31 protein-coding genes and 1 tRNA gene are annotated in these 25,300 nt (G+C 74.2%); 20 read left to right on the top strand and 12 right to left on the bottom strand.

Annotation, left to right across the window (positions count from 1 at the left end; translation table 11 throughout):
* Positions 1–13: 13 nt before the first annotated feature.
* From ACKUB9_RS04735 to ACKUB9_RS04725, 3 genes are all read left to right on the top strand, one after another.
* Positions 14–943: a ketopantoate reductase family protein gene (locus tag ACKUB9_RS04735; RefSeq protein WP_407519930.1), complete on the top strand. Its 930-nt coding sequence runs from the start codon at positions 14–16 to the stop codon at positions 941–943.
* A gap of 90 nt (positions 944–1,033) precedes the next feature.
* Entirely contained in the window at positions 1,034–1,285 is a 252-nt protein-coding gene (locus tag ACKUB9_RS04730; RefSeq protein WP_407519929.1) for a hypothetical protein, read from the top strand.
* A 52-nt stretch (positions 1,286–1,337) separates the two neighbouring features.
* Positions 1,338–1,508, top strand: a complete 171-nt coding sequence (locus ACKUB9_RS04725) for a hypothetical protein (protein WP_407519928.1) — start codon at positions 1,338–1,340, stop codon at positions 1,506–1,508.
* A 25-nt stretch (positions 1,509–1,533) separates the two neighbouring features.
* Here ACKUB9_RS04725 and ACKUB9_RS04720 read toward each other — a convergent pair whose 3' ends face one another.
* A complete protein-coding gene (locus ACKUB9_RS04720; RefSeq protein ID WP_407520086.1) occupies positions 1,534–3,840 on the bottom strand; it encodes an MHYT domain-containing protein in 2,307 nt (768 codons plus the stop codon).
* 385 nt (positions 3,841–4,225) lie between these two features.
* Here ACKUB9_RS04720 and ACKUB9_RS04715 point away from each other — a divergent pair, with 385 nt between their 5' ends.
* From ACKUB9_RS04715 to ACKUB9_RS04685, 7 genes are all read left to right on the top strand, one after another.
* Positions 4,226–5,701 (top strand): helix-turn-helix transcriptional regulator, encoded by a 1,476-nt coding sequence (locus ACKUB9_RS04715; protein WP_407519927.1) that lies wholly within the window; start codon positions 4,226–4,228, stop codon positions 5,699–5,701.
* A 224-nt stretch (positions 5,702–5,925) separates the two neighbouring features.
* Positions 5,926–6,270, top strand: coding sequence for a CsbD family protein (locus ACKUB9_RS04710; protein ID WP_407519926.1), 345 nt, complete (start codon positions 5,926–5,928; stop codon positions 6,268–6,270).
* Positions 6,271–6,308: 38 nt separating this feature from the next.
* Complete coding sequence (locus ACKUB9_RS04705) at positions 6,309–7,244, top strand: PhnA-like protein (RefSeq protein ID WP_407519925.1); 936 nt, start codon at positions 6,309–6,311, stop codon at positions 7,242–7,244.
* A 59-nt stretch (positions 7,245–7,303) separates the two neighbouring features.
* Positions 7,304–7,627, top strand: coding sequence for a CsbD family protein (locus tag ACKUB9_RS04700; protein ID WP_407519924.1), 324 nt, complete (start codon positions 7,304–7,306; stop codon positions 7,625–7,627).
* Between the two features lie 160 nt (positions 7,628–7,787).
* Positions 7,788–8,285: a hypothetical protein gene (locus ACKUB9_RS04695; RefSeq protein WP_407519923.1), complete on the top strand. Its 498-nt coding sequence runs from the start codon at positions 7,788–7,790 to the stop codon at positions 8,283–8,285.
* 181 nt (positions 8,286–8,466) lie between these two features.
* Positions 8,467–8,541, top strand: a tRNA-Thr gene (locus ACKUB9_RS04690).
* 33 nt (positions 8,542–8,574) lie between these two features.
* Complete coding sequence (locus ACKUB9_RS04685) at positions 8,575–8,934, top strand: hypothetical protein (protein WP_407519922.1); 360 nt, start codon at positions 8,575–8,577, stop codon at positions 8,932–8,934.
* An 86-nt stretch (positions 8,935–9,020) separates the two neighbouring features.
* On the opposite strand, the gene ACKUB9_RS04680 is transcribed toward ACKUB9_RS04685, so the two are convergent.
* Positions 9,021–9,362 (bottom strand): hypothetical protein, encoded by a 342-nt coding sequence (locus ACKUB9_RS04680; protein WP_407519921.1) that lies wholly within the window; start codon positions 9,360–9,362, stop codon positions 9,021–9,023.
* A 36-nt stretch (positions 9,363–9,398) separates the two neighbouring features.
* Positions 9,399–9,602, bottom strand: a complete 204-nt coding sequence (locus tag ACKUB9_RS04675) for a hypothetical protein (RefSeq protein ID WP_407519920.1) — start codon at positions 9,600–9,602, stop codon at positions 9,399–9,401.
* Positions 9,603–9,709: 107 nt separating this feature from the next.
* Here ACKUB9_RS04675 and ACKUB9_RS04670 point away from each other — a divergent pair, with 107 nt between their 5' ends.
* Positions 9,710–9,982 carry a hypothetical protein gene (locus tag ACKUB9_RS04670; RefSeq protein WP_407519919.1) on the top strand — a complete coding sequence of 91 codons (273 nt, stop codon included), beginning with the start codon at positions 9,710–9,712 and terminating at the stop codon, positions 9,980–9,982.
* Between the two features lie 63 nt (positions 9,983–10,045).
* Here ACKUB9_RS04670 and ACKUB9_RS04665 read toward each other — a convergent pair whose 3' ends face one another.
* A complete protein-coding gene (locus ACKUB9_RS04665) occupies positions 10,046–10,312 on the bottom strand; it encodes a DUF2312 domain-containing protein (protein WP_238233756.1) in 267 nt (88 codons plus the stop codon).
* A gap of 216 nt (positions 10,313–10,528) precedes the next feature.
* Here ACKUB9_RS04665 and ACKUB9_RS04660 point away from each other — a divergent pair, with 216 nt between their 5' ends.
* Positions 10,529–10,996: a nucleoside deaminase gene (locus ACKUB9_RS04660; RefSeq protein WP_407519918.1), complete on the top strand. Its 468-nt coding sequence runs from the start codon at positions 10,529–10,531 to the stop codon at positions 10,994–10,996.
* A 43-nt stretch (positions 10,997–11,039) separates the two neighbouring features.
* Here the strand turns inward: ACKUB9_RS04660 and ACKUB9_RS04655 are convergent, their stop codons facing one another.
* Together ACKUB9_RS04655 and ACKUB9_RS04650 are read right to left on the bottom strand one after the other, a co-directional pair.
* A complete protein-coding gene (locus ACKUB9_RS04655) occupies positions 11,040–11,345 on the bottom strand; it encodes a DUF1244 domain-containing protein (RefSeq protein WP_407519917.1) in 306 nt (101 codons plus the stop codon).
* A 65-nt stretch (positions 11,346–11,410) separates the two neighbouring features.
* A complete protein-coding gene (locus ACKUB9_RS04650; protein ID WP_407519916.1) occupies positions 11,411–12,163 on the bottom strand; it encodes an N-formylglutamate amidohydrolase in 753 nt (250 codons plus the stop codon).
* A 205-nt stretch (positions 12,164–12,368) separates the two neighbouring features.
* On the opposite strand from ACKUB9_RS04650, the gene ACKUB9_RS04645 reads away from it, so the two are divergent.
* The 4 genes from ACKUB9_RS04645 (at position 12,369) to pyk (ending at position 16,877) form a co-directional block, all read left to right on the top strand.
* Positions 12,369–13,322 (top strand): DMT family transporter, encoded by a 954-nt coding sequence (locus ACKUB9_RS04645; protein WP_407519915.1) that lies wholly within the window; start codon positions 12,369–12,371, stop codon positions 13,320–13,322.
* A 37-nt stretch (positions 13,323–13,359) separates the two neighbouring features.
* Entirely contained in the window at positions 13,360–14,667 is a 1,308-nt protein-coding gene (locus tag ACKUB9_RS04640) for a glycerate kinase type-2 family protein (RefSeq protein ID WP_410822945.1), read from the top strand.
* Positions 14,639–15,097, top strand: a complete 459-nt coding sequence (locus tag ACKUB9_RS04635) for a DUF1036 domain-containing protein (protein ID WP_407519913.1) — start codon at positions 14,639–14,641, stop codon at positions 15,095–15,097. Before ACKUB9_RS04640 ends, ACKUB9_RS04635 begins: the two co-directional genes overlap by 29 nt.
* A gap of 343 nt (positions 15,098–15,440) precedes the next feature.
* A complete protein-coding gene (pyk, locus tag ACKUB9_RS04630; RefSeq protein WP_407519912.1) occupies positions 15,441–16,877 on the top strand; it encodes a pyruvate kinase in 1,437 nt (478 codons plus the stop codon).
* 71 nt (positions 16,878–16,948) lie between these two features.
* Here pyk and ACKUB9_RS04625 read toward each other — a convergent pair whose 3' ends face one another.
* From ACKUB9_RS04625 to ykgO, 4 genes are all read right to left on the bottom strand, one after another.
* Entirely contained in the window at positions 16,949–17,161 is a 213-nt protein-coding gene (locus ACKUB9_RS04625) for a hypothetical protein (protein WP_407519911.1), read from the bottom strand.
* A gap of 214 nt (positions 17,162–17,375) precedes the next feature.
* Positions 17,376–18,413: an alpha/beta fold hydrolase gene (locus ACKUB9_RS04620; protein ID WP_407519910.1), complete on the bottom strand. Its 1,038-nt coding sequence runs from the start codon at positions 18,411–18,413 to the stop codon at positions 17,376–17,378.
* Between the two features lie 51 nt (positions 18,414–18,464).
* Positions 18,465–19,070, bottom strand: coding sequence for a tetratricopeptide repeat protein (locus ACKUB9_RS04615; RefSeq protein WP_407519909.1), 606 nt, complete (start codon positions 19,068–19,070; stop codon positions 18,465–18,467).
* A 120-nt stretch (positions 19,071–19,190) separates the two neighbouring features.
* Positions 19,191–19,316, bottom strand: coding sequence for a type B 50S ribosomal protein L36 (gene ykgO / locus ACKUB9_RS04610; protein WP_015932380.1), 126 nt, complete (start codon positions 19,314–19,316; stop codon positions 19,191–19,193).
* Between the two features lie 246 nt (positions 19,317–19,562).
* Here ykgO and ACKUB9_RS04605 point away from each other — a divergent pair, with 246 nt between their 5' ends.
* Positions 19,563–19,697 carry a hypothetical protein gene (locus ACKUB9_RS04605; protein ID WP_407519908.1) on the top strand — a complete coding sequence of 45 codons (135 nt, stop codon included), beginning with the start codon at positions 19,563–19,565 and terminating at the stop codon, positions 19,695–19,697.
* Between the two features lie 19 nt (positions 19,698–19,716).
* Here ACKUB9_RS04605 and ACKUB9_RS04600 read toward each other — a convergent pair whose 3' ends face one another.
* Entirely contained in the window at positions 19,717–20,013 is a 297-nt protein-coding gene (locus ACKUB9_RS04600; protein ID WP_407519907.1) for a hypothetical protein, read from the bottom strand.
* 402 nt (positions 20,014–20,415) lie between these two features.
* On the opposite strand from ACKUB9_RS04600, the gene ACKUB9_RS04595 reads away from it, so the two are divergent.
* Both ACKUB9_RS04595 and ACKUB9_RS04590 read left to right on the top strand, forming a co-directional pair.
* A complete protein-coding gene (locus ACKUB9_RS04595; protein WP_407519906.1) occupies positions 20,416–21,735 on the top strand; it encodes a protoglobin domain-containing protein in 1,320 nt (439 codons plus the stop codon).
* Positions 21,736–21,881: 146 nt separating this feature from the next.
* Positions 21,882–22,628, top strand: coding sequence for a sigma-70 family RNA polymerase sigma factor (locus ACKUB9_RS04590; RefSeq protein ID WP_407519905.1), 747 nt, complete (start codon positions 21,882–21,884; stop codon positions 22,626–22,628).
* A gap of 27 nt (positions 22,629–22,655) precedes the next feature.
* On the opposite strand, the gene ACKUB9_RS04585 is transcribed toward ACKUB9_RS04590, so the two are convergent.
* Positions 22,656–24,224, bottom strand: coding sequence for a methyl-accepting chemotaxis protein (locus ACKUB9_RS04585; RefSeq protein ID WP_407519904.1), 1,569 nt, complete (start codon positions 24,222–24,224; stop codon positions 22,656–22,658).
* Positions 24,225–24,384: 160 nt separating this feature from the next.
* Here ACKUB9_RS04585 and ACKUB9_RS04580 point away from each other — a divergent pair, with 160 nt between their 5' ends.
* Complete coding sequence (locus ACKUB9_RS04580; protein WP_407519903.1) at positions 24,385–25,248, top strand: ABC transporter substrate-binding protein; 864 nt, start codon at positions 24,385–24,387, stop codon at positions 25,246–25,248.
* Positions 25,249–25,300 lie beyond the last annotated feature (52 nt).

Genomic DNA, 25,300 nt, shown 5'->3' with positions numbered 1-25,300 from the left:
GGGAGAGCACGGGATGGCGAAGGTCGCGATCGTCGGTTGCGGGGCGATGGGCTCGGTCTACGCCGCCCTGATGGCCTCCGCGGGCCACGCGGTGTACGCGGTGACGCTCTGGCCGGACCATGCGGCGGCCATGCGCGAGCACGGCCTGCGGGTCGAGGGCGCCAGCGGGGACCGCACGGTGCGGCTCGCCGGCGCCGGCACGAGCCCCGAAGGAATCGGGATCTGCGACCTCGTCATCATCGCCACCAAGGCTTTCGATGTCGAGGCGGCCGCGCGGGCGAGCCGGCCGCTGGTCGGGCCGCAGACCGTGGTCCAGACGATCCAGAACGGCCTCGGCTCGCCCGAAGTGGCAGCCCAGGTGCTGGACCCGGACGCGATCGCGGTCGGGGTGGTGGGCGGCTTCGGCGCCTCGATGCGCGGCCCCGGCCACGCTCACCACAACGGCCTGGAGATGATCCGCTTCGGCGCCTTCGCGGGCCTGCCGGCGGCGCGCCTGCGGGCCGCGGCGGCGATCTGGGAATCCGCCGGCTTCACGGTCAGCCTCTTCGACGACGTGCGGCGCATGGTCTGGGAGAAGCTGATCATGAACGTCACCTTCTCGGGCACGAGCTGCCTCACCGGGCTCACCATCGGCGGGGTGATGGCCGATCCCGACGCCTGGAGCGTGGCGCTCGGCTGCGCCCGGGAGGCGATCGCGGTGGCCGAGGCGACCGGCGTGCGGATGGAGGTCGGGGACCCGATCGCGCATATCCGGCGGCTCGGGGGCAAGATCCCGGAGGCGCGGCCCTCGATGCTGCTCGACCACATGGCCGGCCGCCGCGGCGAGGTCGAGGCCATCAACGGCGCGATCCCGCGCCTCGGCCGGACCTGCGGCGTGCCGACCCCGGTCAACGAGACCGTGGTGGCGCTGATCCGGGCGCGCGAGGCCGGCTACCCCGCCTGATCCCGCCCTTCCTCTCCGGCCCCGCTTGCGGCGAGGCCCGGTCCGGCCGCAGAGTGGGCCGGCGGAAGACGGGCGAGAGGAGAGACCGGCATGCGAGCCATCGTCGCGACCCTGGTGACCGGCGGCGCCATCCTGGCGGCGGTTCCGGTCCTCGCTCAGGCCGACAGGACCGGGACCGGCGGCGGTCCGGATTCCACCATCACCGCGCCCTACACGCGCTCCACCGGCGAGACGGTGCCCTCCGGCCGGGGCGACCGCGAGATGGAGCGGCGCATCGACGAGCGCTCCAGGATGGAGAAGCGCGACGACCAGATCGACCGGAGCATCTGCCGGGGCTGCTGAGCCGGGTCGCGGCCGGGATGCGTGACGCCGGGAATCGGACGAGGATGCTGACGTGACACGGTACGGACTGCTCGGCGCGCTCCTCCTCTGCGGTGCCGCCACCCTCGCGGTGTGGCTGCTCGTGATGCCGGACGAGCCGGCGCGGGCGCTGCAGGACGGGGCGGGTGCGGCGGCGCTCGCCACCCTCCTCGTCGGGGTGGCGATCCGGCGCGGCGTGGGCTGATCCGGAAGGCCTGCCTCGGAGGCGGTCAGCCGCCGGTGCGCGAGCGCCGGAGGGCCGAGGTCTCCGGACCGCCGCCCCGCAGGGCCGACTCGATGGCGCGCGCCAGCCCGTCCTGGTCGAACGGCTTGCTCAGGCGCGGCACGGCCGAGCCCTCGTCGGCCGGGATCTCGGCGTAGCCGGAGGCCAGGATCGCCCGCAGCTCCGGCCGCGCGGCCGCGATGGCGCGCAGGAGCTGCGTGCCGGTCATGCCCGGCATGGCCTGATCCGTGATGACGAGGTCGAGGGCTCCGGCCCGCCCGAGCAGGCCCAGGGCCTCCTGGCCCGAGCGCGCCTCGATCACCCGGTGGCCGAGATCCTCCAGCATCGCGGCGGTGTTTTCCAGCACCAGCGGGTCGTCGTCGACCACCAGCATCGTCATGCGGCGCGGGACCGCCTGCGCCTGAGCCGGGGTGGCGGCCGGCACCGGCTCCCCGGCCTCGGCCGGGGCGACCGGTAGCCAGATCTCCGCGACCGTGCCCGTCCCCGGGCGGCTGCGGAGCACGAGGCGGCCGCGCGACTGCTCGGCGAGCCCGTGCACCATCGAGAGGCCGAGGCCCGTGCCCTTGCCGACGCCCTTGGTGGTGAAGAACGGTTCCTGCGCCCGCGCCAGGGTCTCGGCATCCATGCCCTGGCCGGAATCCGCGACCGACAGGCAGACGTAGCGGCCCTCGGCCAAGTCGACCGGCGCCGCGTCCTCCCGGGCCGCGATGGTGATGGTGCCCCCCTCCGGCATCGCGTCGCGGGCATTCACCGCGAGGTTGAGGAGGGCGAGTTCGAGCTGGTTGGCGTCCACCTGCGCGGCCGGCAGCCCGGCCGGGAAGCGCGTCTCGATCCGCACCGCGGGCCCGATCGAGCGCTGCAGCAGGTCCGACATCCCGTCCACGAGGGTGGGCAGGGCCACGGCCTCGGGCTTGAGGTCCTGGCGCCGGGCGAAGGCCAGCATGCGCTGGGTCAGGGCGGCGCCGCGCTGCGCGCCCTGGACCGCGTTGTCGAGCAGGCGCAGCAGGCGGGGATCGTCGGGGAGCCGCTTGCGCAGCAGCTCCAGACTGCCGAGCACGGCCATCAACAGGTTGTTGAAGTCGTGCGCGACGCCGCCGGTGAGCTGGCCGATCGCCTCCATCTTCTGCGCCTGGAACAGGGCGGTCCGGGCCTGCTCCAGGGCCTCCTGGGCCTGCTTGCGCTCGGTGATGTCGCGCGTGACCTTGGCGTAGCCGACGAGCCGGCCGTCGCGATCCCGCACCGGGTCGATCACCACGCTGGCCCAGAACCGGCTGCCGTCCTTGCGGACGCGCCAGCCCTCGTGCTCGAAGGTGTTCGCCTGCGCGGCCAGGCGCAGCGCCTGCTCCGGCAGGCCCGCCGCGCGGTCCTCGGGCGTGTAGAAGTGCGAGAGGTGCGTGCCCAGCACCTCCCGCTCGCTGTAGCCCTTGATGCGCTCGGCGCCCGCGTTCCAGTTCGCCACCCGCCCGTCCGCGTCGAGCATGAAGATGGCGTAGTCGGTCACGCTCTGGAGCAGGAGCCGGAAGCGGTCCTCGCTCTCGCGCAGGGCCGCCGCCTCGCGCTCCGCCCGGTCGGCGACCAGCCGGTCGAACAGGGCGGCGATCAGCGCCAGGACGAGGATCAGGAAGGTGGTGCCCGCCACCCAGAACGCCAGATGGGTCTGCCGGACGCCCCCGAGCCCCTCGGCGCCCTCCACCGGCGCCGTGGCGGTGAACACCGCGCCCTGCATCGCCGCGTAGTGCATCCCGGCGATCGCCAGCCCCATCACCAGCGCCGCGCCGAGCCGCGGGGCGAAGCCGACGGTCCGGGAGGCGAGCCGGAGGGCGATCGTCGCCGCCCCGATCGCGATCAGCAGCGAGGCGGCGACCCAGCCCGGCTCGTGCCCGAGATCGAGCGGCAGGCGCATGGCGGCCATGCCGGTGTAGTGCATGGCCGCCACGCCGCATCCCATCACCAGCCCGCCCGCGCCCAGCGCGAGCCGGCCCGGATTCTCCCGGGCGGCGATCAGGAAGCCGAGCGCCGTCACGGCGACCGGCAGGGCGAGCGAGACCAGGGTCAGCGCGAGGTCGTAGCGCACGCTCACCCCGGGCAGGGTGAAGGCCAGCATGGCGACGAAGTGCATCGACCAGATCCCGCCGCCCATCGCCAGCGCCGCGGTGACGAGCCACGCGGCGCGGGGCCAGCCCGAGGCGGCGCGCATGCGCGCCGCGAGGTCGAGGGCCGTGTAGGCGGCGCTCGCCGCGATCAGGACCGAGAGGGCGACGAGAAGCGTGTCGTGCGTGCCGGGCTGGTGCATCCGTCGAGGCTGGTCCGCTCCCGTCTGCATGCGGGAGTACGTTCCGGCCGTACCACACTCCCGGTGGCCGGTGAGAGCGAAATGCGCCCGATGGCGACCGGCGGAGCGCTGCGGCCGGACCGGCGGCGTGCGGGCGCAGGTCCGGCCGCTCGGCCGTGCCGACGCGCCCGGGGGGATGAGCGGCGGCACGGATCCGCTCGCTCCGGTCGGAGCGAAGCACGGCGCGGCGGCGATCGCCGCCCTTCCGCAGAGGGGCGATGTGCCCGAGCGCTCCCAACCACGTCAATGGCATCAAGTTACTAGTACATGAGCGAGGAGGGAGGAACTAAGCGGCGAGGCGCGCATTTCCGAACCCATCGTCAATCGCATCAGGGGCATTAGGGCAGTGGCACTGGACGCCGACAGGTCAGAACTCCGGCAGATCATCGCCGGCCTCGCCGAGGGCGTCATCCTGGTGGAGCCCGACCAGCGCCTCACCTGGGCGAACGAGGCGGCGCTCGCCATGCACGGCGTCACGCGCTTCGCCGACCTCGGCGAGACGGCGGCCGCCTACCGCGAGCGCTTCCGCCTGCGCTACCGCAACAACCGCGCGCCCGACGCCTACCCGCTCGAACGGGTCGCGGCGGGAGAGACCTTCACGGACGTCGTCGTCGACGTGACCCGCGCCGACCAGCCGGACACGGCGTTCGTCCACGCCCTGCGCAGCCTGATCGCCACCGACGCGGACGGCCGCCCGACCTGCCACGCCCTGATCCTCCAGAACGTGAGCGCGCAGTTCGAGGCCGAGGAGCGCTTCGAGCGCACCTTCGCGGCCAACCCGGCCCCGGCCGTGATCTGCCGCCTCTCGGACCTGCGTCACGTCAAGGTCAATGCGGGCTTCCTGGAGATGACCGGCCATACCCGCGACGCCGTGATCGGGCGCAGCGTCTACGAGATCGACGTGCTGGCGGGCGCGCGCAGCCGCGACCTCGCGATCGCCCGGCTGCACGAGGGGCGCACCATCCCGCAGATGGAGGCCTGCCTGAACCTGCCGGACGGCGGCACCCGCTTCGTGATCGTGGCCGGCCAGCCGATCGAGATGGGCGAGGAGCCCTGCATGCTCTTCACCTTCGCGGATCTCGAACTGCGCCGGAAGGCCGAGACGGCCCTGCGCCAGAGCGAGGAGCGCTTCGCCAAGGCCTTCCGGCTCACCCCCGTCCCCACCCTGCTCGCGCGCGCAGAGGACTTCGTCATCACGGGCATCAACGAGGCCTTCACGCGGGTGTTCGGCTACGGGGAGGACAAGGTGGTGGGGCGCAGCCCCGGCGAGATCGGGCTCTGGGTCAAGGAGGATGCCCGCCAGCCCTTCGAGACGGCCCTCGGCCGGACCGGCTTCGTGCTCGGCCTGGAGGTCTGCCTGCGCCACGAGGACGGGGCGGAGCGCGACAGCCTCGTCTCGGCCGAGCGCGTCGTCATCAACGACGAGGACTTCATCCTGGCCGTCCTGCAGGACATCACCGAGCGCAAGCGCTCCGAGCGCGAGTTGTTCGCCGCCATCGAGACCGTGATGGCCGACACCTCGTGGTTCAGCCGCGGCCTCATCGACAAGCTCGCCAACCTGCGGCACCCGGGCCGGAACGGCGAGGGCGACATCGCCCTCAGCCTGACCCTGCGCGAGCGCCAGATCCTCAGCCTGATCTGCGCCGGCCTGAGCGACCAGGCGATCGCCCAGCGGCTCGGCCTGTCGCGCAACACCGTGCGCAACCACACGGCCGCCCTCTACCGCAAGCTCGGCATCCACAAGCGCACCGAGGTGATGCTGTGGGGGCGCGACAAGGGCTTCCCGTCCACTTCGCCTGATGCGAAAAATTCAACTGATTAGTCCTTATGTACCATTGAAGAGGCGCCGCGCGGCAGCATCTGACACGGGCAGGCCGCTCCTTCCGCAGTGGAAGGCGGCATCACACGGGCAGCGCGCAAGCACAGGGCCGCCAACCGGCACCGCGATGAGCGCGGTGACGCTGCGGCCGGCATGCCTCGTCCCGCTCCGTTCCGGGGGCGGGGATGGCGGGCGGCTGTCCGGATGACCACACGGGAGAGATCATCATGGTTGATACGGATCGCATCACGGGCGCCGCGCGGGAGCTGGGCGGCAAGGTGCAGAGCGGCGTCGGCGACCTCGTGGGCTCCCACGGCGACTCCCTGGAGGGCCGGATGCGCGAGGCGCAGGGACGGGGCGAGGCGCTCTACGGCCAAGCCAAGGACGCGGTGCGCCACGCGGCCGGCGAGGCCGCCGACCTCGCGGACGACTTTTACGCGCAGGCGCACGACACCGTGCGCGAGGGCCGCAACGTCGTGAGCCGTCAGGTCGAGGAGGCGCCCCTCGCCTCGCTGCTGATCGCCGGACTGGTCGGCTACGGGCTCGCCCTCCTCATCCACGGCCGCCGCTGAGCGCGCCGGTTCCCCCGTCCCGGATTCGGAGTCGTCGCGTGACCCCCTCCTACACCCCTCCCCTGGCACCTTCCGGCGCGGCCGACACGCGCGCCGTCCGGCAGTACCCAGTGCCTTACCAAGTCTCCTGGGGCGCGATCTTCGCCGGCGCCGTCCTGGCGCTGGTGGTGCAGCTCGTCCTCAACATCGTCGGGGTCGGCGTCGGCCTGGCCAGCCTCGGCACCGACGGATCCGCCAGCCCGGCCGCCACGACCCTGTCGCTCGGCGCCGGGCTGTGGTGGGTGGTATCGGGGATCCTGGCCTCGCTGGCGGGCGGTGCCCTGGCCGGCCGCCTGTCGGGCAAGCCGGACGGCAGCACCGCGGGGTTCCACGGCCTCGTCTCCTGGGCGGTGACGACGCTGGTGGTGATCTACCTGCTGACCTCGACGGTCGGCGGCATCGTCGGCGGGGCCTTCAGCACGGTGACGGGCGTGCTGGGCGGCGCCGGCTCCGCGCTCGGCGGCACCGTGCAGACCGCCGCCCAGGCGGCGGCGCCCGCGCTCGGCCGCGCGGCGAACCCCCTCGACGGCATCGAACAGCGCGTGCGCGACGCGGCGAGCAGCCAGGACCCGGCCGCCCTGCGCGACGCGGCGACCGCGGCGATGCGGGCCTACCTGACCGGCGATCCGGCGCAGCGCCAGCAGGCCGAGACCCGCGCGGCCGACGCCCTCGCCAGGGCGCAGAACATCCCGGCGGACCAGGCCCGCCAGCAGGTCCAGGATTACCAGCGCCAGTACGAGCAGGCGGTGGCGAGCGCCAAGCAGAAGGCGGAGGCCGCCGCCGCGGCGACCAAGTCGGCCGCCACGCAGGGCGCCTTCTACGCGGCCCTCGCCCTGGTGCTCGGTGCGCTCGCGGCCTTCCTGGGCGGTCGCTTCGGCGCCCTCCCGCCGCACGGCGCCCTCGCGCCGCAGGACACCGCCCTGCACCGCGCCTGAACCCGGCGGGCCGCGCGCCCCGCGGCCCGCTTCCCTCTCACGAACCGAACGAGACTCCCATGAACCGCGACCAACTTCAGGGCGGCGCGCGCCACCTCAAGGGCCGTGCGCAGACCACCCTCGGCGCCCTGGCGGGCGATGCCGGCCGGCAGATCCGGGGCGGCGTCAACCAAGTGGCCGGCGGGGCGCAGTACGCCTACGGCCGCGCCCGCGACCGGGCTGAGCACCTCACCCAGGAGGGCGCGCTCCTGGCCCGGGAGGCCCGGCGCCACGGCACCGCCTACCGCCGCGAGGCGACCCGCTACGCCGAGACGCATCCCACCTCCACCCTGCTGGGCGTGGCCGCCGTCGCCTTCGCGGCCGGCTGGCTCCTGCGCCGCTGACGCCAGACCGCGCGCCGCTCCGGCCGGATGCGGCGCAGCCCGCCCCCGCCGCGGCCGACCCATCGCCTTGCTCCGGCCCCGCCGATCCGCGAGGGTCGCTGGCCCGAGGCATCCCGGGCCGTCGGTCATGGAGCGGCGATCGTGGAACGGGAAGACCCACATGCGCAGCGTCGCCGCGGTTCTCATCGGGCTGATCACCACCGGCGCGCTGGCGGAGGGGTTCGCCGTGCGTGATCTGAGGACGGTGACGGGCGAGGCGACGGCGGCGCTGGGCGGTCGCTTCGCGTCGCGGGCCGAAGCCGGGCGGCTCACCCTCGCCTGCCCCGATTGCGAGGGCGGGCCGATGATCGACGTCCTGATCGGCCGGCAGACCGACGGCACCGAGGGGCGCGTGCGCTCCGGGCAGACGTCGCTGGCGCAGCTGGAGGCCCTCTGCCAGGCCCGCAGCCCGGATTGCCGCCTGTCCGGGCTGTCGGTCGCCCCGGCGGTCGGCTGGATCACCACCTACCCGATGGGCCGGACCGCCGGCGCGACCGCCGTCATCCTGCGCGACGGCGACTCGCTGACCATCCGCTCGCTCGCCAGCGACGGCGCGGTCGCGCGGCGCAACGCCGAGACGCTGGCGCGCACGGTCGCACCGCGGATCGTGGGCCGGTGAGACACCTTCGCGCAGAGGGGAGCTGAAGGGGCGCCCGAGCCCGGGAAGCGGCGGGCCGGAGCCCGCATGCCGGCCGCGAGGCCGCGCGGTTTTGTGCCTTGACGAAGCGCCCCCGGGCATCGTTTAAGTCGCCCCGAACGCCCCCTGAACCGCCGAGAATCGCAAGGTTTCGAGGGCGTTGGCCGGTGTAGCACAGCGGTAGTGCAGCGGTTTTGTAAACCGAAGGTCGGGGGTTCGATCCCCTCCGCCGGCACCAGCGACATCGAGGGACCGTGCAGCGGTGCCAGGAATGACCATCGACACAGGTCGGCGCCCCTTCGGACCCGCCGTGAGAGTGCCGCTCGCCCTGTTCGCCCTCGTGTGGCCGCTCGCCGCGCTCGCCAATCCCTGCTCGCGCGAGGGGCCGGCCGTCACCTGCGCGGACGGCCGGCGCGGCCTCGTCCAGCAGGACGGCATCGTCTGGAGCGACGGATCGGTCTCCCGGCTGCTCCCGCCTCCGGACGTGCGGATCGGCGCACGTCCCTCCGTCACCATCGGGCCGGGCGTGTTCGTCGGGGACGGGCGGGGCGGGAAGCGGGTGCTGGACGATCCCAATCGGGCCGACAGCGCCCGCTGCGCGATCCTCGACGGCATCGCCTACTGCCACTGAGGCGTGGCGGCATCTCCCCGGGGCTGACAGCGGGCCGCCGCGCCGGCACGGTGCTGCCGCGCGGATGCGGGCTCGCGTGCGTGTTCCTACCAGCCCGCGAGCGGGAAGGGCCACCTCACGCGGGTCTTCATCTCGCCGTGCGGGTCCGGCTTCGCGCCCCGGATGCCCACCATCATGGTGATGCTGATCGCCTCCCCGGCGCAGGGCGGGGCGGGCCTGCGGATTTGGATCCAGGCCTCCGGCAGTTTGTCCGCGCACCAATCGAGGAAGGTGTCCGCCGTGTCGCCCGCCGGCCAGTCGCAGGCGGCCAGGTAGCCCTGCAGGCCCGCGCGGTTCGTCACCTTGATCGCCAGCCCCGGCCATGTGCGGGGCAGCCCGAGACGCGCATCGTCGCGCCGTTCGCAGATCACCAAGCGGACGCCAGTCATGAGCGGGAGGCTGAACCCCTCAGCGTTTCGATTTCGCTACCGTGCAGGGCCCCGAACCGCGGCGCCCGCCTCTTTCGACCATGCCGATGCGGTGTCCGGCGTGGTTCCCAGCCTCAAACCGATGAACGAGATGCTGAGCAACGTCTCGAAGACCCGCAGCGAGATCGCGATGATCTTCGCGCACAATGCACGCGGGTTGACACGGCCGGCGAGCGCGGCAGCCGGTGATTCGTCGACCATCGCGACGACCGGCTCGCCGCGCGTGCGGAGCTCACACTGTGAGGATAGACGGCGCAGAACCGTTCGGTGACTCCGTGCGTTGGTCGCCACACCTTCGGAGACGACACATGCGCGCAACGATTCTCGCCTTGGCGGCCTCGGTCGCCCTCACCGGCGCCGCCCTCGCCCAGACCGCCGCTCCCGGCAGCGCCGAGCGGAACATGAACAATCCCGGCAGCGTGAAGAGCAACGCCGAGAAGGGCATGCCGGAGCGCCCCGGGCCCGGCACCACCGGCACGGTCACGGCTCCGTCCGCCGGCGCGCCGGCGGCCGCGCCGACCACCAGCGGCCACAGCGGCGGCTCGAACACCAGCAGCGGGACGGTGCCGGCGAGCCGCTGAGCGACGCCCGTTCGGGAACGACGGGAGGACCGGGCCGGCGCCCGGTCCTTTCCGTTCAGGGGCCTACGCCATGCCGAGGGCCTGCATGTAGAGTTCGAGGATCGCCTCCTCCTCCTGGCGCTCCTCATGGTCCTTCTTGCGCAGGGAGATGATCTTGCGCAGGACCTTGGTGTCGAAGCCGTTGGCCTTGGCCTCGGCGTAGACGTCCTTGATGTCGCCCGCGAGGCCGGCCTTCTCCTCCTCCAGGCGTTCGATGCGCTCGATGATGCTCTTGAGCTGGTCGGCGGCGACCGACGAGTTGTCGACGGCGAGCGCGGGGGATGCAGCCATGATCCTCGAATCCCTCTTGGTGGCCCTTCGGCGGCCCTTTGAGCGGGCCGACGCACCTTCGCAGGTGCGTCCTTCCCGGTGTTGATAGTCTCTCAACCTTACCGAGACCTTGCCGGGCCCTGCGACCCAGCCGCGCTGCGGCGGGTTGAAGCCGCGCTGGCCCGCCCCATGCTCCTGCCCGGACAACCCAGGAGGGCCACATGCCCGGAGGGCCGCATGACTGACGAGGACCGGACGTTCATGGCGCGCGCCATCGCGCTGTCGGAGACCACCGCGCTGGTGGACCGGGCGGGCGGCCCCTTCGGCTGCGTCATCGTGCAGGACGGCCGGATCCTGGCCGAGGGCGCGAACCGGGTGGCGGCCGAGAACGATCCGACATGGCACGCCGAGATGGCGGCGATCCGCGAGGCCTGCCGGGCCGCGGGCCGCCCGACGCTGGACGATGCCACGCTCTACACCAGCGCCGAGCCCTGCGCGATGTGCCTCGCCGCCGCCTGCTGGGCCGGCATCGCCCGCATCGTCTACGCCTCCACCAACGCGGACGCGGCCGCGGCGGGCTTCGACGCCGCCTGGGTGGCCGAGGAGGTGTGCAAGCCGGCCTCCGCGCGCCGGATCCCGGCGCGCCAGCTCATGCGGGCGGAGGCGATGGAGGTCTGGACGGCCTACCGCGCCGCGTCGGGCTGAGGCCGCGCGGCATCCGGCCGGCGGCCGACCGGACGTTCAGGGATCAGTGCGATTCGGCCCGCGCCGCGAAGGTGGCCGCCTGCTCCGGGCTCGCCTCGCGCTGGTGCTGCGCCTTCCACGTCTCGTAGGGCATGCCGTAGACGTGCTCGCGGCTCTCGTCCTTGGTGAGCGGCAGGCCGCGCGCGTCGGCCGCCTCCTTGAGCCAGTTCGACAGGCAGTTCCGGCAGAAACCCGCGAGGTTCATCAGGTCGATGTTCTGCACGTCGGTGCGCCCCTGCAGGTGCGCCACCAGCCGCCGGAAGACGGCGGCTTCGAGTTCGGTGCGGGTGGTGTCGTCGATGCTCGTCATGGCGCGCTCTCCTGGCAGGGCTCCTGGCGGGGATGGTGCTGAGGTCGGTCCTCGGGGCTGCAGCGTCAAGGCACCATCAGCGGCGCCAGCAGGCCCGCGAAGCGCGCCGCCCAGGCCTCCGCGCCGGCCTCGTCGGCGATCAGATCCTGGCGGATCTCCACCAGGGCGTTCGGCAGCCCCCGGGCGGTGGCGTGCCGGTCGAGCGTGTCGCCCGACAGGCCCCCGAGATAGGGCTCGTTGTCGCCCACCGTGAAGCCGGCCGGGTCGGCCCGCAGGCCGGCGATGAGCGGGGCGGCGACGCGCCCGTCGCGCGGGTCCCACAGGATGCCGACCTCCCACGGCCGCGGTACCCCGCGCCAGGCCGGGGTGAAGCTGTGGATCGCCACGAGCGCGGGCGGGCGCCCGGCGGCAGAAGCCTCCGCCAGGGCCGCCTCGATCGCCTGGTCGTAGGGGTCGTAGAAGCGCCGGACCCGGGCGGCGACGCCGGCTGCGTCGATGCGGGCGTTGCCCGGCACGATCGTGCCGTCCGAGAGCCGCATCACCAGCGTCGGGTCGTCGCGACCGCGGTTCGGGTCGATCACCAGCCGCGAGAAGGTGGTCAGCAGGGCCGGCGCCCCGAGCCGCCGGGCGAGCGAGCGCGTCACCGCCGCGGCGCCGATGTCGTAGGCGATGTGCCGCGCGAAATGCGGCGGGTCGAGCCCGAGCGTGCCGAGATCCCCCGGCACGGCGTTCGAGGCATGATCGCACAGGAGCAGGAGCCCGCAGGCCGGATCGCCCGGGATCCGCTCGACGGGCTGGCACGGGGCGGGATCGGGCATGGGGGACCGGGGCGAGAGGAAGACGCGGCGTCCCTTACCCCAAATGGGCGAGCGGCATCCACCGGGCCGCGTCCCGAGGGCCGGGTGACGCCGGACGCGTCTTGGCCTAGTGCTTCCCGGCCTGGTGCTTCCCGGCCCAGTGCGTCAAACCCTGGTGCTTCGCCGGAACGCCCCGTCCGGCGCCGAGAGGATGAACCGCGCCGCCATGCCCCGCCCCTCCCTGCCCGATCTGGCCGCGACCGGCCCGCGGGCGGCTCCCCGCGGAGCCGGACCCGCCGCGGCGGAGGGGACCGGCCTCGCCTTCGCGGCCCTGTTTCTCGGCGCCGTGGCGATGGGCGTCTCGCCCGTGCTGGTGCGCGTGGTCAGCCCGGAGGTCGGCCCCTTCGCCAGCGCCTTCTGGCGCGTCGCCCTCGCCCTGCCGGCCCTCTACGCCTGGATGCGGATCGAGGAGGCGACCCGGCCCCACCTCGTGCGGGCCGCCTTCGCGCCCGCCGCGCTGCTTGCCGGCCTCGCCTTCGCGGGGGACCTCGTCTTCTGGCACCGGGCCATCCTCGGCACCACGGTCGCCAACGCCACCTTCTTCGCCACCACGGCGCCGGTCTTCGTGGTGCTGTTCGCCTGGATCGGCCTCGGGCGGCGTCCGGCCGCGCGCACGCTCGCGGGCCTCGGCCTCTGCCTCGCGGGCGGGGCCGCGCTGATCGGCCAGTCGGTCCAGGTCGATCCGGCCCGGCTCGCGGGCGACCGCGACGGCGTCGTCACGGCGGTCTTCTTCGCCCTCTACTTCCTGGCCGTCGAGCGCGCCCGGGCGCGCGGCCTCGGGGCGGCGCGCGTCACCTTCGTGGCCTCCTGCGTCACCGCGCTGGCGCTCTTCGGGATCGTGCTCGCGGCCGAGACGCGGCCGGTCCTGCCGCAGACCGCCACCGGCATCGCCGGCCTCGTGGCCCTGGCGCTGCTCAGCCACGCGGGCGGCCAGGGGCTGCTCTCGGTGGCGCTCGGGCGCCTGCCCGCCGCCTTCTCGTCGCTGGTGATCTTCCTCGAAGCCGTGGCGGCGGCGGCGCTCGGCTGGCTGGTGCTCGGCGAGGCGCTGAGCCTGCCCCAGGCCCTCGGCGGCGCCCTGATCTTCCTCGGCATCGCGGTCGCCCGCCCGCGCCGCCGCTGACCAGCCCCCCGGACGAACGACCAGCGAGGATCCGCCCGTGACCGCCTCTCCCTCCCCGGCCGCCGACGAGCGCCGCGCCCTCCTGCTGCGCCTCCTCGACGCCGCCGTCACCGCCGCCCATCCGCGCGGCTGCCTCGTGCCCGAACTGCCGCCCCCGCCCGCCGGCCGGCTGGTGATCCTGGGCGCCGGCAAGGCGGGCGCCAGCATGGCGGCGGTGGCCGAGCGGCACTACCGCGAGGCGCACGGCCTCGGCCCCGACCGCCTCGTCGGCCAGGCGGTGGCCCGGCACGGCTACGGCGAGCCCGCGGGCGTGATCGAGGTGGTGGAGGCCGGTCATCCCGTGCCGGATCAGGCCGGCATCGACGCCACGCGCCGCAGCCTCGACCTCGCGGCGGCGGCCGGGCCCGACGACCTCGTGCTGGTGCTCCTCTCCGGGGGCGGCTCGGCGAACTGGATCGCGCCCGCCGGCGCGCTGACGCTGGCCGAGAAGCAGGGGATCACCAAGGCGATGCTGCGCTCGGGCGCGGCCATCGACGAGATCAACTGCGTGCGCAAGCACCTCTCGCGCATCAAGGGCGGGCGGCTCGCGCTCGCCGCCCGCAACGCCGGCCACCTCCTGACGCTCGCGATCTCCGACGTGCCCCGCGACGACCCGGCGGTGATCGCCTCCGGGCCGACCGTGCCGGACCCCACGACCCTGGCGGATGCCCGTGCCATCTGCGCCAAGCGGGGCATCCCCCTGCCCCCGGCCGCGGAGGCGCTGCTGAACGATCCGGCCAACGAGAGCCCCAAGCCCGGCGACCCGCTCTTTTCCCGCACCGCGTTCCGCATCATCGCCCGGCCGGTCGATGCCCTGAACGCGGCCGCCGCCGCCGCTGCGGCCGCCGGCTACGAGCCCGTGCTGCTCGGCGCCGACCTCGAGGGCGAGGCGCGCGAGGTCGCCGCCGAGCACGCCGCGATCGCCCGCCAGATGGCCGCCGAGGGCCGCAAGGTCGCGCTGATCTCAGGGGGCGAGCTCACGGTGACGATCCGCGGCGAGGGCCAGGGCGGGCCGAACCAGGAATACGCCCTCGCGCTCGCCGTCGCCCTCGACGGCGCGGCGGGCATCGCCGGCCTCTCGGCCGACACCGACGGCACCGATGGCGGGCGCGGCGAGGCCACCGACCCGGCCGGCGCTCTCGTGGACGAGACCACCCTGGCGCGCGCCGCAGCAGCGGGCCTCGACCCGCGCGTGAGCCTCGCCGAGAACGATTCCACCCCCTTCTTCGAGCGGATCGGCGACCTCGTCCGGCCCGGTCCCACCCGCACCAACGTCAATGATTGCCGGATCATCCTGGTCGGCTGAGCGCGTGCGCCGCGTCGTCCTCGCGCTCGCCCTGGCGGGCGGCGTGCTCGCGGCCTCGCCGGCCCGGGCGGACCTGCGCATGTGCAACATGACGGGGAGCCGCATCGGCGTCGCGCTGGGCTACCGCGACCCCGGCGGCTGGGTGACGGAGGGCTGGTGGAATCTCTCCGCCAAGGCCTGCGAGACCCTGGTCAAGGGCGCGCTCGCGGCGCGCTACTACTACGTCTTCGCGGTCGATTACGACCGCGGCGGCGAGTGGAGCGGGCGCTCGCTGATGTGCACCCGCGACCGCGAGTTCACCATCCGGGGCGTCGAGGATTGCCTCGCCCGCGGCTACGACCGCAACGGCTTCTTCGAGGTCGATACCGGCGAGCAGAAGAGCTGGACCATCCAGCTCACCGATCCGGGCCGCCCCGCCTCCTCGCCCTGACGGAGGGCGTTCGCCCCAAGATTCTTATCCGCGCCGGGACGAGCGGGCCGGGCTTCCGGGTTCCGCATGGCTGTCCGGGGAAATTCTTCGACGAGGATGGCGCGGGGAGCCCCTCTCCCGCACGGGGAGGGGATCCCGCGCCATCGATTGTCTCCGGACAGCCATGCGGTGTCGGGAGGACGGGAGAGACGTCTTTCGTCCAATTCGCGGGCCGTGGCCCGGTCCGTCCGTTGCATCGATGCGCGAACGTCACTAGGCACGGAGCCCCGCCCGCGCCGGTTCCGACCTCCGGAATCGACCGCGCGGATCGTCTTTCGCTCTCGGCCCGCCCGGAATCACCCCCATGAAGCGCGCCCGCCGCACCAAGATCGTCGCCACCCTCGGGCCGGCCTCCGAGGACCCGGAGGTGATCGAGAAGCTGTTCGAGGCCGGGGCCGACGTCTTCCGCCTCAACATGAGCCACCTGCCGCGCGAGCGCCTGATCGAGCGCGTCGGCGTGATCCGGGCGATCGAGCAGCGTCTGCGCCGGCCGATCGCCATCCTGCTCGACCTTCAGGGGCCGAAGCTGCGGGTCGGCCGCTTCGCCGAGGACGCCGCGCGGCTGGAGAGCGGCCAGACCTTCGTGCTCGACGGCGACGCGACGCCGGGCGACGCCACCCGGGTCCACCTGCCCCACCCGGAGATCCTGTCTTCCCTGGAGCCGGGCCACAGCGTGCTGATCGACGACGGCAAGCTGCGCCTGTCGGTGACGGAGGCCTCGCCCGACCGCGTCGTCACCCGCGTCCTCGTCGGCGGGCGGATCTCGAACCGCAAGGGCGTGTCGCTGCCCGACACCACCATCCCGGTCGCCGCCATGACTGAGAAGGACCGCCTCGACCTCGACGCCGGGCTCGCCGCCAACGTCGACTGGGTCGCCGTCTCCTTCGTGCAGCGCCCGGAGGACGTGGCGGAGGTCAAGGCCATCGCCGGGTCGCGCGCCCTGGTGATGGCCAAGATCGAGAAGCCGCAGGCGCTGGCCCGCCTCGACGCCATCATGGAGGCGTCGGACGGGCTGATGGTCGCCCGCGGCGATCTCGGGGTCGAGATGCCGCTCGAACAGGTGCCCGGCGTGCAGAAGCGGATCACCCGCGGGGCGCGCCGCCTCGGCAAGCCCGTGGTGGTGGCGACCCAGATGCTCGAATCGATGATCACCGCCCCGGTCCCGACCCGGGCCGAGGTCTCGGACGTGGCGACCGCGGTCTACGAGGGGGCCGACGCCGTGATGCTCTCGGCCGAGAGCGCGTCCGGCGCCTTCCCGGTCGAGGCGGTCGCGACCATGAACCGGATCGCCGAGCAGGTGGAGCGCGACGCGATCTACTGGTCGATCATCGCCGCGCAGCGCTCCGCCCCCGAGGCCACCGCCTCGGACGCGATCGCGGCCTCCGCCCACCAGATCGTCGACACGCTCAACCTCGACGCGATCATGGCCTGGACGGCCTCGGGCTCCACGGCCCTGCGCCTCGCCCGCGCCCGCCCGAACGCCTCGGTGATCGCGCTGACGCCGAAGCGCGAGACGGCGCGGCGCCTCGCGCTCGCCTGGGGCACCCACCCGATCGTCACGAACGACGCCAGCGACATCGACGACATGTCTTTTCGCGCCTGCAAGTTCGCGGTGCGCGAGCGCTTCGCCAAGGTCGGCGAGCGGGTGATCGTGGTGGCGGGCCTGCCCTTCGGCACGCCGGGCGCGACCAACCTGATCCGCATCGCCCAGGTGACCCGCGAGCACGCCGCCAAGGCGTGAGGCGTCGCCGCCGGGCTGCGGGACGCTGACCTCAAGGCCGGGCCGGTCGGGGAGTACCGGGCCTCCGGCCGTCAGGGCCGGCGAGCCTCGCCGTCGCCCGTCCGCCTCTCGGCAGGGCGGGCCTCCTCGCCGTCCGCATCCGCCTCGTCGGCCGTGTACCCGGCGAGCCAATCCGCGCTGTCCTGCGACCCGGCGCGGTAGGGATCGTCCGTGTGGGGCCGGCCGGCGGCTCTCGCGGCCCTGCCCTCTTCGAAGACCGTCTGGGACACCACGATGAACGCCATTGTGTGGTCCTCCGGCTGCCGAGAGCGCCCTCCGACCGCGCGGCCATCGGAGGCCGTTCTCCGTCGATCTTGCGCTCTCTCGCGCCGAACCGGTGTCCACTCGGGCCAGGGTGCCCACCTGGGCGCAGAACGCTTCGGTGCGAGGGCATAGCTGCGCGAGCATACGCCGCCGGAGGCCCGCCCGCGAGGGTGCCGGCCGCGCGGGGAAGCCGGCTCAGTCGGCCTCCGCCCGCTGGCGCGCCGCCACCTCTTCCACCGCCGCCACCACCGCGTCCGTCGCCGTGTAGTGCAGCATGTGGCCGATGCCCGGCAGCACCGTCAGCGTTGCGCCGGGCACCGCGCGCGCCATCGCGGCGGCGTGGACCTCGGTGCGCACGATCGGGTCGATGTCGCCCGCCACGAGCGCGGTCGGAGCCGTGATCTCGGGGTAGCGCGGGCTCTGCCGCTCCAAGAAGGCGTAGAGCCCGTCGAGGTCTTCGAGGTTCGCCAGGAAGGTCGCGGGGCGCAGCACCAGGGGCACCCGCGCCCCGTCGAGATAGTCCGGCGGCAGGCTCTGGGGGCGGAAGACCACCTCGGAGAAGCGGTCGAGGTAGCGCAGGCCGAGCGGGGCCGCGATCGTGCGCGCGGCGAGCCACAGCAGCACCCGGCCGACCGGCGAGCGGTACCAGCCCGCGTAGCCCGAGACCGTGCCGCCCGGCCACGGATAGAGGGCGGGGGCGAGGAGCACGAGGCCCGCGACCCGCTCGGGGGCGTCGAGGGCGAGGCTGGCGGCGAGCGCGCCGCCCCAGGAATGGCCGACCACCACGGCGGGCCCCGCGCCGAGCCGGTCCAGCGCCTCGCCGATCAGCCGCGCCTGCACGGCGGGCGAGGCGGCCTGCGCCCCGGCGAGGCGGTCGCTCCAGCCGAAGCCCGGGCGGTCGACGGCGAGCACGCGAAAGCCCCGGCCCGCCAGGCGGCGGCCGAAGGCCTGCATCGGGTCCATGCCGTTGGCCGAGGCGCCGTGGAGCAGCACCACCGTGCCGCGGCTCGGCTGGCCCTCGGCGGGGCCGGCCTCCAGCACCGCGAGGTGGCCGCCCGCCACCGGCACGCGCCGCCCGGCCGGCGGGTAACGCGCCTCGATCCGGGACGTGATGATCCAGGTGGCGAGGGCGCCTGCGGCGATCAGGGCCGCGACGAGGCCGACCGTCACGGCCGCCGCGAGCGTCAGCACGCGCCCGATCCGCCGCAGCCCGCGCCGCTCATGGCCCGGCATCTGGCCCGGCATCTGGCGGGGCGCGCCAAGGCCGGGTCACAGGTCCCCGGATCACAGGTCGCGGCCGTCGACGTCGGGGGCGAGGCGCTCGATCGCCTCGCGCAGCTTGCCCATGCGGGGGTAGAGGTCTTGCGCCTTGCGGAAGGCGGCGAGCGCCCGGACCTTGTCGTCGCTCGCCATGTAGATGTGGGCGAGCGCGGCCCAGGCCTCGAAGTGCCGCGGCTCCAGCCGCAGCGCCCGGTTGAGGTCGGCGAGCGCGCTCGCCTGATCGTCGAGGAGGTAGAAGGCGGTGGCGCGCCGGCTCCAGCCCTCGGCCCAGCCCGGTTCGAGGGTCACGACCCGGTCGAGCAGTTCGACGGCGAGCGCGGTGTCCTTGTCCTTGAGGGCCTGTCCGGCGCGGTTGGCCAGGAGATCGACCGTGTCGCTCCCGGAGCGGTCGAGGCGGCGCTCGATGAGCTGCGCCACGCCGCGGGCCTCCGGATCGTCCTTCGCGGCCTTGAGCCGGGCGAAGAGGTCGTCGAGCGTCGGCGGCGGCTTCGGCGCGTCCTTGGGCGCCTCCCGGGAGGCGGCGCCCGGCTCCGGGCCTGCGGCACCCGCCGACGGTGCGGCGAGGGCGAGCCCGGCGAGGAGGGTCAGGGCGACGGTGAGGCGGCGCATGGCCTCATCGTCGGATGCGGCCGGGCCGCGGTCAACGCGATGGCTTGCCGCGGCGGCGAGGGGCTGGACAGCCCTTCCGCAGGAGCCAGAGGCCCCTGTGCAGGAGCGTGGCCCCTGCCCTCAGCCCTGGCGGGCCTTGTAGCGCTTCTGGGTCTTGTTGATGACGTAGACGCGGCCCTTGCGGCGCACGATCTGGTTGTCGCGATGCCGGCCGCGCAGCGACTTCAGCGAATTGCGGATCTTCATGGGAAACAGTCTCGCGGGTCTCGGCCGGCTCCGGCCGGCGCCTGGCGGGGTTGAACGGAACGGCCGGTCATCGTCGGCTTTTCGGGCCGCACGCCGGGTTCGGGCGACGCGCAGCACCGCCCGTGGTGCCGTGGCGTTTACCTCCGCGGCCCGAAAAGTCAATGGCCGGCCGCCGCGCGGTGCAACCGATCGGCCCGGATCGCCTTGATCCGTGGGCGCCCGCGGGGCGCGGCACGGGAGGCGATCATGGCAGGCAACCATCCCCAGCACAGGCAGGGCGAAACCGTCGATACGGGCGATCAGCTCAGCAGCGTCGTGCTGCTCGGCCTCGCCGTCGCGGGAGGCGCGGTGGCGGTCGTCCTGTCGTCGCTGCTCAGCTGAGGGCTGCCGGAGGGGCGGCTCACGCCTTGCGGCTCCCCAGCGAGCGGTAGAGGCTGAGCCGCGCCCGCACCACCTCGCGGCCCGCGCCATCCTGGCCGGTGCGCTCCAGGCTGCGGCCCGCCCGCGCCTGCAGCGCCTTGACGGTGGTGAGCGGCACGATCGCCAGCCCGGCCTCGGCCAGGGCGTCGCCGTACGCGGCGATCGCCGCGCGGGCGAGATCCTCGGCCGCCTGCTCGTCGATGCCGAGCGGGGCCGCGCGGAGGCTGTCCTGGGCCTGGATCGCCAGCGCGACGCGCCGGGTGATGACAGTGCTCATTCTGACCTCGCCTGGATGGGCCCGCCTTGCGGGCACCCGCCTCGCGGCGGCGAAGGGGGCACGGGCACCGGCGTCCGGTCGGTGTGCGATGGCACCGATCGGCTCCGGCAGGCCCCGGCCTAGCCCCCGAGTGTGTCGGGATGATTGCATCGGCCGGATGTGGGCCGGTCGGCTCGGCGCGGGGCCGGCGCCTCGGCGGTCGCCCCGCCCTCGGGCGAAGCCCTGAGTCATCGAGCCGTTCTCCGCTTCGGCGAGGGATGTCCTCGGTCAATCGGCTTAGGCCATCGGCGGATCGCGATCTCGTTCGAGTTTTGTCTGATTAAAATACATCATTAACATTAGTTATGCAGTGTTCGTGTTGCGAACTGCTGTCAATGGCCTGCCAAGATGAATAATGATTCTGTGTCGGAGCGTCTGGCGTTCCTCGAAATTGATCGCAGCACGGTGGCGGAGCTGCCGCAGCTATGGGCCATCGTGGGGCCTGCGCTGCCGCAGGTGCTCGCCCGGTTCTACGCGAAGATCACGGCGGTGCCCCACCTCGCGGCGTTGATCGGCCGGCAGCAGGACCGCCTCGTGAGCACCCAATCCGCGCATTGGGAGCGCCTGTTCAGCGGACGCTTCGACGAGGATTACGTCGCCAGCATCCGACGCATCGGCCGCGTCCACCACAAGATCGGGCTGGAGCCGCGCTGGTACATCGGCGGCTACGCCTTCGTGCTGAACGAGCTGGTGCGGCTCCTGTCGCAGCGGGCGGGGTTCGGCGCACGCAAGACCCTCGCCCGGCAGGTGGCCGCCCTCAACAAGGCGGTGATGCTCGACATGGATTTCGCCATCTCGGTCTACCAGGAGGTGCTGCTCGAAGAGCGCCAGCGGAAGGGCGAGGTGCTGTCGGGGGCGATCGCGACGTTTTCGGAGGCGGTGCAGGCCAGCCTCTCGGTGTCGAGCGCGGCCGGCGACGACCTCGCGCGGAGCGCCGCGACGATGGACGCGGCCACCGCCGAGGCCGGGGATCTCGCCGACAACGTCGCGTCCGCGGCCGGTCAGACCTCCGCCAACATGCAGACCGGCGCGGCCGCCGCCGAGGAACTCGCCGTCTCGGTGCGCGAGATCGGCGGGCAGGCCGGCCGCTCCGCGGAGGTCGCGCGCCAAGCGGTCGAGAGCGCGCAGCGCACCGAGCGCACGGTGTGCGGGCTGGCCGAGCAGGCGCGCGAGATCGGGCAGGTGGTCGACCTGATCTCCTCGATCGCCGGCCAGACGAACCTGCTCGCGCTCAACGCGACGATCGAGGCGGCGCGGGCCGGCGAGGCGGGCCGCGGCTTCGCCGTGGTGGCGAGCGAGGTGAAGTCGCTCGCGGGACAGACCGCGAAGGCCACCACGGAGATCGGCGCGCGGATCGGCGCGATCCAGGACGCGACCCTGCGCAGCGCCGCGGACATCCAGGAGATCGTGCGGGTGATCGGCGATGTCAGCACCATCGCGACCGCCATCGCGGCGGCCGTGGAGGAGCAGACGGCCGTCACCCAGGACATCGCCGTCACCGTGCAGCGGACCGCGGCGAACACCCAGGAGGTGGCGGGCACCATCGAGACCCTGCGCGGCTCGACCAACTCGGCCGCGTCGGCGGCGCAGGGCGTGGTCGCGGCGCGCGCGACGCTCGGGACGCAGCTCGACCGGCTGCGCGCCGACATCGACCGCTTCCTGGAGGCCGCCCGCGCCGCGTGAGACGGACCGCGGCGCCTGCGCCCGAACGGCGCAGGCGCCGCTCCCTCGCCCGATAGGAGGAGACGGTTCCCTCCGGCCGGAACCCGCCCACCTTGACGCCAGGAGGCCCCGCCATACCTGCCGCTGGAGTAGTACTCCTGTGCAGTATGGTGGGAGGTCCCTTGCTCCGCTCGTCCGATGAAGCCGCCGCCGCGCCCGTGTCGCTGGCCGAGCCGGTGCGCGACCATCTCGGCTTCCTGCTGCGCGACCTCTACGCCGCGCACCAGAGCCAGGAGCTGTCCGCGCCGCTGGCGAGCCTGCTGGCCCGGCTCACTCAGGCCCTGGACGAGCAGTCCGACGCGGATGCGCGGGCCTTCCATGCCGGCCTGATGCGCGCCCTGCCCTCCCTGCGCGCCTTCGCGCTCAGCCTCGCGGGCCGCTCCGCCGAGGCGGACGATCTCGTGCAGGAGACGGTGCTGCGGGGCTGGCAGAACCAGCATCGCTTCCAGCCCGGCAGCAATCTCGACGCGTGGCTGTTCACGATCATGCGCAACATCTTCTACTCCCTGCGCCGCAAGCGCTCGCGGGAGGTCGAGGACGATGACGGCCAGTACGCGGCGACGCTCGCCGTGGCGCCTCGCCAGGATCACGGGATCAGCCTCGCCGAGGTGCAGGTGGCGCTGGGGCGGCTGCGCCCCGACATGCGCGAGGTGCTGATCCTCGTGGGCGTGCAGGAGGTGAGCTACGAGCAGGCGGCGCAGATCATGGGCGTGGCGATCGGCACCATCAAGAGCCGGGTCTCGCGCGCCCGCACGCAGCTCGCCGCCCTGCTCGGCTATACCGGCCAGGACTTGGACGGGGACGCGCTGATCCGCTCGGTGATGGCCGCGAGCCCGAGCCGGATGCCGCGCTGATCCGGCCGGGCTGTCCGGAGCGGACGGCTACAGCCGGTAGCCCATCCGCAGTCCGCCCCAGTGGCGGCCGTGGACGCGGATCGGCACCGCGATCTCGCGCAGCGGGGGCCGGGCCTGCCCCTCCGGGCGGCACATCTGCACCACGAAGGGCCGCGTCGAGCGGGCCGCGGTGAGGCCGGCCGGATCGTCGTGGAAGCGCCGATGGCGGGAATGGCGGGCGGTCCAGGCCGGATCGTCCGGGCGCGGGGCCTGCGAGAAGCGGCGGTTGTGCACCGGCGCGTAGCCGTGGCGGTCGACCGCGAAGCAATGGGCGAGGCGCTCGTCCGCGATCAGCAGCGGCTCCAGGATCGGCGGCAGGATCTCTTCCAGCGCCGGCAGCGCCGCGGTGAGGAAGCGCGGCGGATCGGTGCCGGGCAGCGGCCGGTAGGCATCGTCGAACAGCGCGTCGCGGCCGAGAAGCCCGGAGCCGATCGCGGCCTCCAGCGCCGCGCCGATCTGCGCGGCCCCGGCCTGCGCGGTCGCGACGAGCGGCCGGTGCTCCGCCTCGATCCGCGCCGCCGCCTGCCGCACGGCCTCGGAAATGGGCTCCGCGAAGGCGCAGTGCAGCCCGCGCGCGCTCACGCCCACCACCGTCACCCGTAACTGGCCGAGCGGGCGCACCGCCAGGGCGAGCGGCGTCCCCACAGTCGGGCGCAGGCCCTCCGGCGGGGCGAGCAGGAGCCCGCCGCGCCCGAGATCGCGAACCCGCCCCACGCCGAAGGTGCCGACCCGGGCCGGCAGGTCGACCGGATAGCGGTCGTGGAGCCGGCGGTCGCCGAGTTCGGCCTGCCGCAGGGCCGCCACCACCCGCGCGCCGAGTGGGGATGCCGGCTCCGGGGCCTCGGCCTCCGCCAGGGTGTCGAGCGCGTCCGCCATCGCGGCGGCCTCGGCCGCGAGATCGGCGGCGGTCGCGGCCTGCCCGCGGCTCGCGGCGGTGAGCGTGTCGAGCACCGGCCCCAGGCCGCCAACCAGGGCCTCGGCCGCGCGTGCCGCCGCGATGGCGCCCGCGGCGGCGCCCGCCCGGTCGCCGAGGCCGCGCAGGGCAGCGGCACTGCGGCTGCCCTCGGCGGACAGGATCCGCACCGCCTGCGCGAGCCGCAGCGTGCCCTCGCCGGCCTCGCCGAGCCGAGCCGCCTCGACGGTCGCCTGGAGTGCTGCCAGATGGGCGCGCCGGGCCACGCCGGACAACGCCGCCGCCAGGGCGTCGATCTCCCCGGCCGCCCCCGCGAGCGGCAGGGCGGACCGGGCGGCCTCGCCGCAGCGCATCCCGGCGAGGCCGAGATGGCGCCCGGCCTGCGCCAGCACCTCGCCGGCGCCCGCCCCCTCGCTCGACAGGGTGCTGCAGACCTCGGCGACGCGGCCGGCCGCCCGGGCGAGATCGGCAGCAGAGCCGGCCGAAGCGGCCGGGCGCGGCGCGCCGCCGGCCCGCGCGACGTCCGCCTCCACCAGCGCGATCACGTCCCGGCCCGCGCGGACGGGGTCGGCGAGCGCCGCCGAGGGGGATTCGGCGAGGCCCTGACGAGGATGGGGAATGCGGGAGCGGTCGATCCGGCGCATGTCGCGATTGGGCGCCGAACCCCCTTAAGGGCGGCTTAACCCTGAGGCCGGCCCCGCCGGGCCGGCGCCCCGCCCAACGCCGCGTCACGCGCGCTGTTGCGCGGGTGCGGGCGGGCGTGGCAAGGAGCGGTCAAGCCCCGATCGACGAGGGTCCCGCGCCGTGTCCTACGGTTGTCCGACGAGAATCTGCGACCCTCCGGCGAGCGACGCGGCGGCCCGGGCCCGCCGGCCGGCCGGCCGAACCGCGTTCCTGCTCGCGGGCCTCCTCGTCGCCCTCGCCGCCGCGATGGTTTCGGCCCGCGCCGACCCGCTGCCCTCGCCGGTGCGCATCGCCACCGAAGGGGGCAAGCCGCCCTTCAACTACGTCGAGGACGGCAAGCCGGCGGGGTTCGAGGTCGACCTCGCCCAGGCGCTCTGCGCCGCCGCCAAGCTCACCTGCGCGATCGTGCTGCACCAGTGGGACGGCCTCATCAAGGGCCTGGAGACCGGCGAGTACGACGCGATCATGGCCTCGCTCGCCATCACGGCCAAGCGCCGCGCACGGGTGGCCTTCTCGCGGCCCTATTACCGCATTCCCTCCGCCTTCATGGCGCGGCGCGACGCGGTGGCCGGCCGGCTCGATCCGGCCGCGCTGAAGGGCCGCGCCGTGGGCGTCGCCGCGCACGCCCCCCAGCTCGCCTACCTGGAAGAGCGCGCGCCCGAGGCGGACATCCGCACCTTCGACAGCCTGCGCGACGCCGGCTACGACCTGCGGCTCGGCCGCCTCGACCTCGTGTTCGGCGACAAGCTCGACCTGTGGCGCATCCTCGAACTGCCGGACGGCGCCGCCTGCTGCCGCCTCGTGGGGGACGCGCCCGCGGGCGACCCGCTCCTCGGCGAGGGCATCGGCGCGGCCTTCCGCAAGTCCGACGCGGGCCTGCGCGAGGCGTTCGACACGGCGCTCGCGGCGATCATCGCGGACGGCACCTACGACCGCATCCGCGCCAAGTACCTCCCCTTCGACACCAAGGTCGACACGAAGTAGGCCGGGCGCGCGGCTCGGGCCGGCCGCGGCCGGCACGGCGGTTTGACGGCCG

This window comes from Methylobacterium oryzisoli (assembly GCF_046557895.1).
GTDB classification, from domain to species: domain Bacteria; phylum Pseudomonadota; class Alphaproteobacteria; order Rhizobiales; family Beijerinckiaceae; genus Methylobacterium; species Methylobacterium oryzisoli.
Note: the sequence above shows the minus strand (reverse complement) of the source record. Positions and strands in the feature narration are given on the sequence as shown.

Coding starts and splice junctions, on each gene's coding strand:
- ACKUB9_RS04635 (WP_407519913.1), top strand. CDS start 14,639: ATGATTGCCGGATCATCCTGGTCGGCTGAGCGCGTGCGCCGCGTCGTC.
- ACKUB9_RS04655 (WP_407519917.1), bottom strand. CDS start 11,345: ATGACGAGCATCGACGACACCACCCGCACCGAACTCGAAGCCGCCGTC.
- ACKUB9_RS04665 (WP_238233756.1), bottom strand. CDS start 10,312: ATGGCTGCATCCCCCGCGCTCGCCGTCGACAACTCGTCGGTCGCCGCC.
- pyk (WP_407519912.1), top strand. CDS start 15,441: ATGAAGCGCGCCCGCCGCACCAAGATCGTCGCCACCCTCGGGCCGGCC.
- ACKUB9_RS04650 (WP_407519916.1), bottom strand. CDS start 12,163: ATGCCCGATCCCGCCCCGTGCCAGCCCGTCGAGCGGATCCCGGGCGAT.
- ACKUB9_RS04685 (WP_407519922.1), top strand. CDS start 8,575: ATGACCATCGACACAGGTCGGCGCCCCTTCGGACCCGCCGTGAGAGTG.
- ACKUB9_RS04590 (WP_407519905.1), top strand. CDS start 21,882: ATGGTGGGAGGTCCCTTGCTCCGCTCGTCCGATGAAGCCGCCGCCGCG.
- ACKUB9_RS04670 (WP_407519919.1), top strand. CDS start 9,710: ATGCGCGCAACGATTCTCGCCTTGGCGGCCTCGGTCGCCCTCACCGGC.
- ACKUB9_RS04720 (WP_407520086.1), bottom strand. CDS start 3,840: ATGCACCAGCCCGGCACGCACGACACGCTTCTCGTCGCCCTCTCGGTC.
- ACKUB9_RS04735 (WP_407519930.1), top strand. CDS start 14: ATGGCGAAGGTCGCGATCGTCGGTTGCGGGGCGATGGGCTCGGTCTAC.
- ACKUB9_RS04625 (WP_407519911.1), bottom strand. CDS start 17,161: ATGGCGTTCATCGTGGTGTCCCAGACGGTCTTCGAAGAGGGCAGGGCC.
- ACKUB9_RS04605 (WP_407519908.1), top strand. CDS start 19,563: ATGGCAGGCAACCATCCCCAGCACAGGCAGGGCGAAACCGTCGATACG.
- ACKUB9_RS04585 (WP_407519904.1), bottom strand. CDS start 24,224: ATGCGCCGGATCGACCGCTCCCGCATTCCCCATCCTCGTCAGGGCCTC.
- ACKUB9_RS04680 (WP_407519921.1), bottom strand. CDS start 9,362: ATGACTGGCGTCCGCTTGGTGATCTGCGAACGGCGCGACGATGCGCGT.
- ACKUB9_RS04615 (WP_407519909.1), bottom strand. CDS start 19,070: ATGCGCCGCCTCACCGTCGCCCTGACCCTCCTCGCCGGGCTCGCCCTC.
- ACKUB9_RS04600 (WP_407519907.1), bottom strand. CDS start 20,013: ATGAGCACTGTCATCACCCGGCGCGTCGCGCTGGCGATCCAGGCCCAG.
- ACKUB9_RS04695 (WP_407519923.1), top strand. CDS start 7,788: ATGCGCAGCGTCGCCGCGGTTCTCATCGGGCTGATCACCACCGGCGCG.
- ACKUB9_RS04710 (WP_407519926.1), top strand. CDS start 5,926: ATGGTTGATACGGATCGCATCACGGGCGCCGCGCGGGAGCTGGGCGGC.
- ACKUB9_RS04675 (WP_407519920.1), bottom strand. CDS start 9,602: ATGGTCGACGAATCACCGGCTGCCGCGCTCGCCGGCCGTGTCAACCCG.
- ACKUB9_RS04700 (WP_407519924.1), top strand. CDS start 7,304: ATGAACCGCGACCAACTTCAGGGCGGCGCGCGCCACCTCAAGGGCCGT.
- ACKUB9_RS04645 (WP_407519915.1), top strand. CDS start 12,369: ATGCCCCGCCCCTCCCTGCCCGATCTGGCCGCGACCGGCCCGCGGGCG.
- ACKUB9_RS04620 (WP_407519910.1), bottom strand. CDS start 18,413: ATGCCGGGCCATGAGCGGCGCGGGCTGCGGCGGATCGGGCGCGTGCTG.
- ACKUB9_RS04730 (WP_407519929.1), top strand. CDS start 1,034: ATGCGAGCCATCGTCGCGACCCTGGTGACCGGCGGCGCCATCCTGGCG.
- ACKUB9_RS04660 (WP_407519918.1), top strand. CDS start 10,529: ATGACTGACGAGGACCGGACGTTCATGGCGCGCGCCATCGCGCTGTCG.
- ykgO (WP_015932380.1), bottom strand. CDS start 19,316: ATGAAGATCCGCAATTCGCTGAAGTCGCTGCGCGGCCGGCATCGCGAC.